The sequence below is a fragment of the Staphylococcus sp. FSL K6-3157 genome (assembly GCF_038005145.1).
GTDB classification, from domain to species: domain Bacteria; phylum Bacillota; class Bacilli; order Staphylococcales; family Staphylococcaceae; genus Staphylococcus; species Staphylococcus equorum.
In genome coordinates this window covers 113,534-126,881 of the sequence record NZ_JBBOSM010000001.1, presented here as the reverse complement: position 1 = coordinate 126,881, position 13,348 = coordinate 113,534, and the positions used below count along the sequence as shown (strand labels likewise).

Annotated in this window: 9 protein-coding genes; 1 reads left to right on the top strand and 8 read right to left on the bottom strand. The window is 33.4% G+C overall.

All coding sequences use genetic code 11. The annotated features are described in order from the left end of the window. Positions 1-106: 106 nt before the first annotated feature. The 8 genes from MHB47_RS00515 to MHB47_RS00480 form a co-directional block, all read right to left on the bottom strand. Complete coding sequence (locus MHB47_RS00515; protein ID WP_340754256.1) at positions 107-1,576, bottom strand: Sau3AI family type II restriction endonuclease; 1,470 nt, start codon at positions 1,574-1,576, stop codon at positions 107-109. A 239-nt stretch (positions 1,577-1,815) separates the two neighbouring features. Continuing rightward, a complete protein-coding gene (locus MHB47_RS00510) occupies positions 1,816-2,493 on the bottom strand; it encodes a hypothetical protein (RefSeq protein WP_340754253.1) in 678 nt (225 codons plus the stop codon). An 84-nt stretch (positions 2,494-2,577) separates the two neighbouring features. Further along, positions 2,578-4,362, bottom strand: a complete 1,785-nt coding sequence (locus MHB47_RS00505; protein ID WP_340754251.1) for a metallophosphoesterase family protein — start codon at positions 4,360-4,362, stop codon at positions 2,578-2,580. A 150-nt stretch (positions 4,363-4,512) separates the two neighbouring features. Then, the gene (locus MHB47_RS00500) at positions 4,513-6,057 is read right to left on the bottom strand and encodes a poly-gamma-glutamate hydrolase family protein (protein WP_340754249.1); all 1,545 of its coding nucleotides are present in this window, start codon (positions 6,055-6,057) and stop codon (positions 4,513-4,515) included. A 160-nt stretch (positions 6,058-6,217) separates the two neighbouring features. Then, positions 6,218-7,489, bottom strand: coding sequence for an amidohydrolase family protein (locus MHB47_RS00495; protein WP_340754247.1), 1,272 nt, complete (start codon positions 7,487-7,489; stop codon positions 6,218-6,220). A gap of 179 nt (positions 7,490-7,668) precedes the next feature. Beyond that, positions 7,669-8,643 carry an agmatinase gene (speB, locus tag MHB47_RS00490; RefSeq protein ID WP_242361616.1) on the bottom strand — a complete coding sequence of 325 codons (975 nt, stop codon included), beginning with the start codon at positions 8,641-8,643 and terminating at the stop codon, positions 7,669-7,671. A gap of 25 nt (positions 8,644-8,668) precedes the next feature. Further along, positions 8,669-10,060 (bottom strand): MFS transporter, encoded by a 1,392-nt coding sequence (locus MHB47_RS00485; RefSeq protein ID WP_340757251.1) that lies wholly within the window; start codon positions 10,058-10,060, stop codon positions 8,669-8,671. 247 nt (positions 10,061-10,307) lie between these two features. Then, positions 10,308-11,207 (bottom strand): LysR family transcriptional regulator, encoded by a 900-nt coding sequence (locus tag MHB47_RS00480; RefSeq protein ID WP_340754245.1) that lies wholly within the window; start codon positions 11,205-11,207, stop codon positions 10,308-10,310. Between the two features lie 200 nt (positions 11,208-11,407). Here MHB47_RS00480 and MHB47_RS00475 point away from each other — a divergent pair, with 200 nt between their 5' ends. Next, the gene (locus MHB47_RS00475; protein WP_445684147.1) at positions 11,408-13,309 is read left to right on the top strand and encodes an endonuclease/exonuclease/phosphatase family protein; all 1,902 of its coding nucleotides are present in this window, start codon (positions 11,408-11,410) and stop codon (positions 13,307-13,309) included. Positions 13,310-13,348: the final 39 nt, after the last annotated feature.

Sequence of the window (13,348 nt, the reverse complement as noted above, 5' to 3'; positions counted from 1 at the left end):
ATATTTATTATATCAAAAACCGAACAATCGTTCTAATATTTTTCACCAGCTCTGTATAGATCTATAAATTAATTTTCAGCTTAATTTTTCGAAGTATACTATAACACTAGTCAAGCAAGTCTTCAATTTGTTCTCTAATATAAGCGGCATTTAACCAAAAACATGTTTTAGTCATCCATTTGTTCGAAAAATTGTAACCATCCGGTTTGCCTTGCCATTGAGCAGGAGTAGGCAATTCATTAGCATATTTCCCATCTACAGAATAATCACTTTTAGTAGCATGGGGTCTCACGTGGCATATTTTATGTTCTCCTGATCCAATAAAATTATTAGTGATTTTAATTTTATTATTTTTATCATAATTAGTTTTTAATTTTATACCTTCTCTAATTTTATTTCTTGTATCCTCCCAAACTTCTTTTATTGTAGTATTTATTTTTTCTTCAGGAATAGAGTGGAACTTAGTACCTTTAAAAACAATTTTTCCATCTTCCTCTTTAAATACTACAAATAGAAATCGTGATTCTAACAAGAAATTATGCCACTGAGCAGAAGGTGAACCATATTCATCTTCCCAGTCTTCTTCAGATAATTCTTTGAAATCAAAAGTAGGAAATGACATGCTCTCTTCAATTACATTGTTTGTATTTACTTTAATAGTCTTTACAACTATAGATGCTTTTTCAAACTCTTCTATATCATTTAATTTATCAGTTAAATCATGTTTGCCATTTATATTCAATATAGCTGATGCAACTATACTATTAATATTTTTTGCATTACTTTTTATACCAAAATGGTTACATAACTCATTTAAAGCCCATCCTATAAAAGGTGTAAATTTTCCTGAAACAATCTCTTCTATATTCTTCTCTTTAACTTCAAATCTATCTTTAATTATTGATTTACATTGTTGAGTACCTAACACATAATCTCTTAGTAGAGATGTCATGTAACCTGTTTTTAGAGAGAATGCTCGTGTCTTTGCCATCACATCAGAGTTAGGTTGAGTTCTTACTGACTCTCCATTCTTACCTTTTGTACATGGAGATAAATATTGAAAGTGTTTTTCACTTAATTCATGTGCTCGACCTTCTTCAACAAATTTATATATTTTTTCCCAATCTTGTTTTATAATTTCAAAATCAATTGGGTTATCTTTCATTTGATATAAAATAGCTTCTCGAATAAACCAATCACCTTTATCAACTTCATTATCATGTTCATAAAAAGCGATCTCAATTGTATTATTTTTAAATAGAAAGTGACTTGTCTCAAATTCTTCTTTAATCAAATCATTGTAGTTAATCATGTTTAACACTAATCTTTCTTTAGCACTATACTTGTTATTTTTTATTTTCTTAAAAGGTGTTGCTTTTAATTCTACTCCAGCTTCTTCCATGTCCGGCTTACTTTCACTATCTGGTTGTTTGCCAAACCAATTTTCAAATGCATCTCCCATAGAACTTTTTGTTGATTTTACATATCCGTTTAAACTCAATTCTTTTAATGTCATACCCACAGCATCTTTAGCTCTGTTATGTACTTCTTCTTTTGTTTTATAATCATTAACCATATTTTCAACCTCACAATCAATTTTAGGTTTACAAAGTATCCGTTTATACACTAATAAGCTTACCATATTTTAAAAATTGCACTTCATTTTCAATATTATGTTTTCAAGCTACTAGACTTTCTAAATGATTTTCTAGCACTAAAAATTTTATTTTATCCTCAAAATAAAAAAGAGATTAAACAACTTATCGTTGCTTAATCTCAAAAATATTTCTTTTCCGCTTTTACTTGAAACTTCTCTTATTTATATTCTTCAACCAATTCTTTATAAAACTTACTCAATGCTTTGTTTTCTGTTTCTTTAAATTGTTGGTCTGGGCGTAGGTTCGGGTCTTTACCAGTATGATCTTTTGGTGCGAAGCCTGATGCTAAAGTCACATCATCTTTATCTTCAAATTGGTATTCGTAGACCTTGCCCTCTTCAGTAAAAATGTATTTTGTCACTGGCTTACTTAAGTCTGCAACTTCCTTATAACCTTCTACATTAGAAAGGTCTTCCGCTTCTTTATCAAAGCCTGTTTCACCATCTTTAGGTGTATAGGCAACGGCGCCAGTTACAGCATGTAAATCGAATGCTTCAGGTCCAGGTTTGCCTGTATTATTTATTTGAATTTCTCCTTTTTCCGTACCTGCATACCAATCACCATCAGAAATACTACTTGTACTAAAATAACGATTGGAGACTGCCTTACCGTCTTCTTTTTTATCTTCAGCTAGCCAATCTATCATTTCTTCTTTTATTTTCTTCTGTTCTTCATCAGAAATTTGAGTTTTATTTGATGTTTCTTCTTTACTGGACTCTTGCGCTACTGCTTCTTTTCCAGTCGCTTTATCTGTCTCAGCTTTTTCATTACTACAACCCATAAGTAACGCTGTACACATAGATATTATTGATAAAGCTTTAATATATTGTTTCATAAAACAAGTCTCCTTTTTCAAAGGGAAACCGATATACCTAAGCTATAAAATAAATTACAGCTTAGGTATTGGTTTTAATTATATTTAATCTTTTTGAATACCAAATTCATCTACTAATTCTACGCTACGTTGTTCACCTTTACTGATGTCACCGCGTAGTTGATAAATTTTAACTTTCAATTGATCGCCTTCAACTTCATATACTGAGAAGTTTTGAGCTGATGAATCTCTGTTATTTTCATGTTTATCTTCAAATGCGTCTGTTTCTTGTGGCTGCTCGCCTAGTTTGAATAAACTATTGTAATGATCTAAATCTTTCTGAGTTAACCAGCTTAATTCTGGTCTAACCTTTTTAATGTGCTCTAATGAACGGTCATAAATACTATCATATTCTTTCGTACCACCAGTGTTAGGTAACACATAAACTGAACCTTCTGGATCGTCATAATATTTCACGCCATCTTCGCCAACGAATTGTTCAGTATCTTCTTTCTTCGCGTTCACAAAACTATTTTTCGTAGATGTGTGTTCTAAAGGATGTGTACGTGATAACACATGGTCGTGTCCTTGTAATACTAAGTCAACGTCAAGATCATCAATTTCTTTTGTTAATTCTTCTCTTACTTTCTTCACATCTTCATCTGAAAGTGCATGATATGATTTAGAATACATTGGTTTGTGTAAGTTTAAAACAACCCATTTTGCCCCATTGTCTCGCGCCTGTTTAATATCTTTCTTAATCCATTCCATCTGTTCATCACCGATGGCCTTTTCATCTGGATTGTCTTTTGATTTCTTATTATCGTTTGTATTCGCTACTACCATGTGTGCCCCATTATAATCAAATGAATAGTACGAACCGCCATTTACTGCGTCATTTTCTTTTGGTACGTTCATGTGTTCATTGAATTTACTCAATAATTTTTCGTCTTCTTCATTTAACGCATACTCATCATGGTTACCTGGTGCTGCAGCAACTGGTAACGACATAAATGATGGTCTAGATTGTTTATACAAGTCTTTCCATTCATCTTCAACTTCAGCAGTTTCTACAAAGTCCCCTGTATGTAGTGCGAAGTTAGGATCTCCTGCTGTTTGGATTGCGTTTTTCAATGTATCAGCACCAAATGCTGCTTCATTTCTTACGTTCTCATTCCAAAAAGCATTTTGCGTATCTGTGTATTGTACAAAGCTAAATGGATCGCCTTTATCACCGGAAGTCTTGAACTTACCTATTTCACTTTTCTTCCCACTTTCACTACCCACTTTGTAGTAATATTGTGTATTCGGTTTTAAATCTTTAGCTTGTGCTTTGTATGTATATTCTTTTTCTTTGATTAAATCTGTTTTACCGTGCTTGTCGCCACTCGTCCACTCAGGGCCACCTGCATTTTCATCGGTGTAATAACCATTCACTTTAGGTTTGCCATTTTTTTCAATAGGTTCGCCTTCATCATCTTTAGCTACATCTTTATAGATGATATTGCCATCTTTATCTCTTTCAAGATACTTAGAGTCTACTTTTTTAGGTTTCGCATCAAATGATTTTGCGTCTGAAAAATCTTTAGATTCTGAAACCCATACTTTAGAATCTTTGAACTTGTCTGTTGTATACCAACTAAAACCCATTTCTGTTTTAGTGTCACCCTTAAAATTTGTAATTACACGGTTAGGATTATTGTTCTCTGGAACCTCAGCTACTTTAGGTTTTTTATCCAGTAATTCAATATCACCTTTTTTTTCCCCTTCTGTTGCACTACCTGCACTACCTGAACCACTTGCATCAGCTGTTGGTGCTGAAACTGTAGTAAATACTATAGCTAGACTCATTACAGTACTTACAGCAATAGAACGATACTTATATGCCATCACACGTACCTCCCAATATGAATTTTTAATGTTTCATTCACTATTTTAGCAATGTAATATTAATCTAAAGTTAATGCTATATGGATTTTGTAAATTTCAAATTACTATTTGAAATCATTAAAATATAAAATCCAATATTTTTAAGATTATTTAAATTTCCGGATAAATATTTTGGATTGCTGTATATAATGCGTCAGAAAAATCATACATGGTAGATGTCCAATTGTCAGTATTTGTTCTAGAAACAGCACTCAGGTCTCCATTCTTGAAAAATGCTTCTCTTAAAGCTCTCGTTAATTCGAGTTGAATACCTGTGCTATTCTCTTCACTATTTATAAAATTGTTGTCACTCAACCCTCCTATATTTTCTGGAGGCGTTTCTACCACAAAACCGTATCTTTCAAGTTGATTTTGAATTTCATCTTTTAATGTAGATTTTAACCCGCCTAAATAAACAATTTCTTCATCACCTTGAGCACCATGAATTGCAATTGTTGCTTTACGATCTTTAATCATATGATTCAATGTTGGGTCATCATAACGTGTGGAAGTAACGTGTAATTGTGAATTATTAGATGGTCGAATACCTTCAAAAGAGAAGTAGTCGTAATCACCTTCATTAGCTAATAATTTTGTTAATTCTGAAGTACCTTGTTCTATACCACCACCATGAGCTGCTACCACAAGCACTTCACTGCCATTATCTTTAGTCTCTTTTTTCCAATCTACGTTTTCTACTGTGTCATTTTCCAATTCGGTCATTGAATTATAATAGTCAGTGGTGTTTGTCTCAACTGCTACATTACTAGAATATTTAACTTCGTTTGTTAATGATGCCGACATTTTATTAATTGTTGCTTTAGATTGGTTTGTGGACAATGTTACGGTATTGGGTGTAGTTGTATTTGTTTTCATCGATGCTGACTCAGTTGGTGAGACAGATGATATGGGCGCTCTTCTCGTTTTAATTGCTGTTGCGTTTTGAGTTGATGATTCCGCTGTAGCCCTTGTGTTGTTTGTTTCTGTTGTTGTTTGTGCAGTTGACGCTGACGGTTTAGATTTTGGGCTTACAGTTTCTGAGCTTGAGTGAGATTGTTTTATCGGTTTGGGTGGTATTTTAGTTTTTGATGTCATGGGAGCATTTGTAGTTTTAAAATTTAATGTGTCCTCTGGTTTTTTCGCAGTTGTTTCATCATAATCTAATCCGCTCATTATAGGTTGATTAGATGTAGAAGTTAATTTTTTTGTAGTCTCTTGGGGTTGTTCTGTTGGATTTTCGATTCCTGTTTGTTTTTTGACCTCTATTGGATTTTCGATTTCAGTTTGGTTTTTGGCCTCTATTGGGTTTTCGATTTCAGTTTGGTTTTTGGCCTCTGTTGCGTTTTCAATTTCAGTTTGGTTTTTGGCCTCTGTTGCGTTTTCAATTTCAGTTTGGTTTTTGGCCTCTGTTGCGTTTTCAATTTCAGTTTGGTTTTTGACCTCTATTGGGTTTTCGATTTCTGTTGCGTTTTTGGCCTCTGTTGCGTTTTCGATTTCTGCTTGCGTTGCTGTAGTCTGGATTTCGCTCTTCGTTGATCTACTCGCATGTGCCTGTTCATTTTTTAAATTGATTACGCTTAAAGTTATTGCCACAGTCACAATTCCAAAAGTCACTTTACTTACTGAAAAGGTACGAAATCTAAAAACATTGTTCATGTGTATTCCCCTTAATAAATATTTATTTTAGTATAATCATAACCAATAATTCTATAAAAGCAATATTTTATTATATACCATACAACACTTGTGTTTATCATTAGAATTTAAAAATTAAATATATATAATACCAACCACACAATATTGGTATGCGTCTATATTACTTTGTCTTTCTCTCAACATCCAACTCAATCGTGAATTGTGGTTTTTCTTTTTTAAATAAATAATCACCATTTCTAACAGAAGCTAGGCAATCAACTCGGCGACGTTGAGCTTCGAATACGTTGGGCGCATCAAGCACGATAAAGTTAGCTGGCTTACCTTCATTTAAACCATAAACTTCCTCAATCTGCATTAATTTGGCGCCATTATAAGTAATTAAATCAAAATTACGTGGGAAATCTTCCTCACGCATTAATTGAGTAGCATGTAGACCATTGTCTAAAATATTCATTAAGTTACCTGAACCTGCTGGGTACCATAAATCAACAATCGAGTCTTGACCAAATGCTACGTTAATATTGTTATCTACGAATTCCTTAACGCGTGTTAAGCCACGACGTTTAGGATAGCCATCTTGTCTGCCTTGTAAGTATAAATTTTCAGTAGGACAAGATACAAAGTTCAAGCCAGATTGACGAAATAACCCCATCATACGGAATGCATAAGCATCATCTGTTGAACCAAATGAGCATGTATGAGAGGCAGTCGTTGATTGACCATAGCCTTGTTTCATCGCTTCAGCATTTAATATCTCTAAATAACGTGCTTCAACATCATCTGTTTCATCACAGTGCACATCAATTAATTTATTGTATTTAATAGCTAGGCGTACGATTTCTTTAACCGCCTTTGTGCCATCTTCAGGGCTCCATTCATTATGAGGTATGCCTCCGACACAATCTGCACCTAATTGTAATGCTGCTTCCACCAAGTCACGACCTGTTTGGCCTTTTTCTTCAAAAGAGTACATACCATTTTGTGGAAAGGCAACAACTTGTATCGTGATATTATCTTTGAGTTCATCGCGTACTTCAATCGCTGCTTTAATACCTGTTAAATTAGGATCTGTACAGTCTGTTTGAGCTCGAATATATTGTGTACCATAGCCTGCCACATCGTTAACTGCCTGTCGCATGCGTGATTTCATTTCTTCTTTAGTTGTACCTTTTTTATAATCATTCCATAAATCAATCGCTTCGAATAATGTACCTGATTCGTTTTTTATTTGTGGATCTTGACCAGTAAAATAATAATCTAAGTGTAAATGAGCGTCTACATATGGGGGTAATACTAGCGCACCCTCTAAATCAATTACTTCATCAGCTTCGCCAAAGTTGTTTCCAAAAGATGAAAACTTGCCGTCTTCTACTAAAATCTCGGATGCATAATCGTGTTTATATATTGTTGCATTAATAAATTTTTTAAACATTTATAAAACCTCCTCCATCTATATTTACCACAACTACAGAATGAAATGTTAATCGACCCATTGCAAATGAGATTAAATTGAAATCAGTCACAAAAAGCACTTCCATATATTTGTTTATGGAAGTGCTTTATTTTTAAATTCGTTTCACTTTAATCTCATATTGTACTTACAAGATATAACTATCTGTCACCTTTTAATTCTCTTTCTTTTAATACATAACTTAATAAATCTAACATGACACGTGCTGCAGTTTGACCTGTCATGCCAGTTTGGTCATACATCGGAGCTACTTCAACTAAATCAAATCCAATAACTTCATTATGTTTAGCTACTGCTTTTAACAGCTCGTTCACTTCATCATATAATAAACCTCCAGGAGAAGGAGTCCCTGTTCCGGGAGCTATTGATGGATCTATACCATCTATATCAATTGTGATATACAACTTCTCTCCTTTAGGAATGAGTTCTGCCAATTTTTCTGGTCCTTTTTCTCGCATTTTTTTAGGAGATAAAATTGTTGCACCATATTCATGTGCTGCATCAACATCTTCTTTTAAACTACTACTAATACCTCGGATACCAAATTGATAAATATTTTTCACATGGTCCATTTCAGATAATCTTCTAATACAACTACCATGACCATATCTTTGGCCAGATCTGTGATCAGCCCAGTCTAAGTGTGCATCAATTTGTAAAACATGAAAAGGTCCCAATGCTTCAAGTCCTTTACCTGTTGCAGCTGTTATTGAATGATCTCCTCCAATAATTACAGGCATAGCATCTTGTTCAACAATTTTACTTAAAGTTGCTTCTGTATTTTCATGACTTTGCATAAGATCGCCATGTACGATATCTACATCACCTACGTCAAAGACTTTCCACTTTGGTCCTAAATAAGTAATATCATTTTCGATATCGTAAGCTCCGTCTAATCCAAAGCTATATAATGTTGAGCCTTCCCTAACCCCTCTTGGTCCCATTCTTGCGCCTGATTTCCATTGTGTTCCCATATCATTAGGTACGCCGACAACTGCCACATCAGCTTTAAGTTCTTTTAACTTTTCAATACTCTCACAAATTGGATATTTTCCAAATGTACAAATACCTGTAAACGGTAAATTAAGAGTTTGTTTTTCTTCTGGATTCATCATATTAAATTCCCCCTGTTTTTAAATATTAAGTCCATTTCGTTCTTAATGATTTTTCATACATTGTTAACATCAAAATGGTAATTGAAACTATCCCAAATAATAATGGTGTTAACATGCCAAGCGCTCCTGCTAGATGCTCATTATTAAATAATACTGAAAATGAGCTGTAGATAGCTGTAGATATTGCAATTCCAAAAGAATAACCTAATGAACTTGCCATTTTATAAATACCTGAACCAATGCCGACTTTATCATCACTTACATGTTCTAATAGAGTATCTATAGAAGGCGTTGCATATAATCCAATACCAATACCTGCAATTAGAAATCCTATAAATACAACAATGAGGTAAGGAAGATTAGGTAAAAATGTTAATGCTCCAAAACTCATACCAACACTTGCAATAATAATTGAGAAAAACATCGGTTTACTTGGCCCCATTTTCTGATGCATTTTTTCTCCTACTCTAATCATTAATAGGAGTGCAACAATATTACCAAGTGTTAACAATCCTGTTTCAAAAGCAGTAAATCCTCTACCAATTTGAATATAAGTATTAGCAACAACAATTGTTCCTGCTATACCATTCTGTAAAAAATTGGTTAAAACTGCACCAGTAAATGGTTTTGATTTAAACAATTCAAAATCAATAAATTGATGCGATTTTGTTTTTTCGTAAAATATAAATACTAACGTTAATAGGATAGAACCAATAAATAATGTAACTATAGTAAAACTTGTCCAACCCAAATCTTGCCCTTGCGTCACGATGACATTAATAGCGAGCAAGATAAATACGAAAATTACAAAACCGACAATATCAAATTTTTCTTTATTTACTTTCGCTACTTTTGTTTCTTCAATATTTTTTAGTAAAAACATGGCGATCATAGCAACTACAATTGATAGTATAAATATCATACGCCAATCATAGTAAGTTGCTATTAATCCTCCAACAAATGTTGTTACGCCACCCCCACCCCATGAGCCAAATGACCAATAACTTAAAGCTCGTTGACGCTCACTTTTTTCAAATGTTGTTTTAATTAAAGCTAAAGTCGCCGGCATAATTAAAGCAGCTGACAGTCCTTGAAGCGCTCTTGCAAAAATTAATAAGATAGGTTCTCTAGCAACTATGACTAATAATGAGCCAATGATGCTGATAATCAAACCAACATAAGTTATTTTCTTTCTCCCAATTCTATCTGCTATACCACCACCAACTACAATGAATAATCCACAAAACAATGAAGTTAGACTCGTGGAAATATTCAAAACACCTGTTGAAACTTTCAGGTCTTTTTGCATGGTTGGAATGATATTAATCATTGATTGTGCAAAAAGCCAAAAAGTCAATATTGCCAAAACCATTCCCAAAATATACATATCGGTCTGTCTTTTAGCTTTCATGGCAATCCCCCTTTATTTGAAGGCAACTTCAAATTAGTTGAAGTTTAGCACCATGATTAGAGCTCGGCAAATTCATTTCTGAATAATCAGATAAATAAAAAGCGAGATGACTTAACAACAAATAGCACTACAATAACCTTTGTACTCCTCGAAATCCTTTTAAATGTGACGCTGTATAAAATTTATTTATGAGTTCATTTATTTTTTTATATTTTTTCAAAAAATAAAGCGACAAGTAGATAACTACTTATCGCTATTTTTTATCGAATGTAAAGTAACACTTACAAAAATCGATGAAATTAATAATGTCAGAATTCAATGCTTCTTCTCGATATAACAGCCAAGTACTCCTTGTAATACACTCACCATTTTTAAACTTCAAATCTTTTGTATAAAAGATATCTTCATCTAAAATACAAGATCGTGGAACAATTGAATAGCCCATACCTATTTGAACAAATTTTTTACATATTTCAATCTTATCAACTTGGGAAATATTCCTAGCATATGTATCATAACGCTCATCCCACCATTCATTGATTGATTTAGAAATAGAATTTTCTAATTCTATATAGGTATTATAATTCTGGTGTGATTTATAAACTATACGATACTGTTCGTGTAATTTTTTTAGGTTTATCGGTTTTTTGCTAATAATTGTTAATGGATCTTGATTTAACAATATTTTCTTTCCATACCAATCGTATTCACCAGTTAATATTCCAATATCTATATCATGATTTTCTAACTGTTCTAATATCTCAATACTCCATCCGCTCGTCATATTCATATATACTTCTGGATGTTCTTGAGAATACTGCTTTATTAATTCTGGCATGGTGTAAATTGCAAAGTTTGTATTTGCTCCTAATTTTAAATTACCTTTTAAATCTTCATGTATTTCATTAATACTTGATTTTAAATTTTGAATTTCAGATAATACTTTGTTTGAAAATTTAACTAAGTGCTCACCCTCAGCTGTAAAATTAAATTCATTCCCCACCTTGTTAATAATTTTAATACCAAACTCTTTCTCAATTTTCTTTATTCTATACGATAGTGATGGTTGGGACATAAATAATTTATTTGCTGCTTTAGTAAAACTTTGTTCTTCGTTAAGTAACGACAATATTTTATAATCATCATCTTGCACATGAAAACCTCCCATTTTACAAATCATTACACATCATTCTACAGTATTATTACACTATTTTCTCTTGCGAGATAACTCATTAAGATTATTAATCCTAATTCAAGATGTTCAAGAAGAATTTAATATTAATTTACGCTATCTTAACAATTCCTTTGAATTAGCTTTGTTACAATATAATTAAATTTGAAATTTAAAGGGGAATGGTTTTGAAGAAATTAACTTGGTCATTAATCACATCTATGGCATTAGCAACTACTGTCATAGCACCTAGTACACTTCACGCAACGACAGCAGAGCAGAGTCCGAAAGATACAAAAGATAGTTCGACAAAAAGTATAGAAATTCACGATATCCAAGGTGAAGGTCATCAATCACCTTACGATGGCAAAAAAGTGAACAACATAACAGGCATTGTTACATATCAATATGAATTAAATGGTGGCAAGTACTTACATATTGAAACACCTGACGATAAACAGGATAATAACCCAAATACATCTGAGGGGCTTATCATTTATACGGGTAATCAAAATTATGACGCCCAAAAAGGTGACTTAGTTAATGTTACGGGCACTGTCGATGAATATTATATTGACGGTTATGGCGATAAACAAGAAACTGACTTACCAGTAACTCAAATTAATGCGCGTGACGATAAAGGTGGCAATGTATCTATTGAAGAAAGTAACCAAAAATTGCCCGAGCCGTATGAGATTGAAAAAGTACCAAGCAAAATTTCTGCAAACGATAACTTTCAGACCTTTGATCGTGAGCAATACGCAATTGACTACTGGGAATCGCTAGAGGGCATGCGTGTTGAAGTTGGCGATGTCAGAAGTGTTGGCCCACAAGAACACGGTGACCTTTTCACTGTTTTAGACGACCAACCTGCTGAAACGGACAATGGCGGAGTACGTTTAACAGAAAATGACCAGCATGGTGAACGTATTCCTTTTAAAATGTATGATAATAATAAAGCGCGTGATTTTGATGTAGCAACAGGCGATAAATTTAAAGGTCCAATTATTGGTCATGTGAATTATGGATTCCAAAACTACAAATTAAATGTAGATTTAGATGACATGAAACAAGCACATGTCGAGGGTGACACTGAGCCACAACCAACTTCCATTGAACCGAGTAATCAAAAGCTCAATGTTGCATCTTATAATTTAGAAAATTTCTCTAACAATTCATCATCTACAACAGAGGATAAAGCGGATAAAATTGCGAATGGTATCACAGAACACATGAAAAATCCTGATATTATCGGCGTGACTGAAGTACAAGATAATGACGGACCAAAAGAAGGTGGTCCAGAAGCTAATAAATCTTATGAACGCTTAATTAAAGATATTGAAGAAGCTGGTGGTCCCAAGTATAAATATTTAAATATAGATCCTTCAATGAATGAAGACGGCGGACAGCCTGATGCAAATATTCGTGTTGGTTTCTTATACAATCCTAAGCGTGTTCAATTTGATAAATCTATTGAATCTGGAGATGCGGACACAGCAGTCTCATATAAAGATGGCGACTTAACATTAAATCCAGGTCGCATCGACCCAAATAACCCTGCCTTTGATGATTCTAGAAAACCATTGGCTGCTCAATTTAAATTTCATGGAGAACAAGTCATCGTATTAGCGAATCATTGGAACTCTAAAAATGGTGATACACCGCTATTCGGTAGTCAACAACCACCTGTATTAGAAAGTGAAAATCAGCGTGTTGAAATTGCGAAGTCAGTTGGACGCTTTGTAGAACAAGTTCAAAAAGACAATCCTAATGCGAATATCGTATCCGTTGGTGATTACAATGATTTCCAATGGTCAAAACCGTTAAAAACATTTGAAAGCTTTAATATGAGCAATATGATTTACGATTTACCTGAAAGCGAACGTTATTCATACAATTATCAAGGTAATTCACAAGCACTTGATCACATATTCGTTTCAAATAACTTGAAAAACCATACAGAATTAGATCCAATTCATGTAAACAGTGATTTCACTGATATGTCAGGTCGTGCGAGTGATCATGATCCACTATTAGCTCAAATTGATTTAAAACAGGCCCGTAAAGATGAAAAAACTAAATAGGTACAAAAAATCGACAAAATCATAAGACTTTGTCGACAG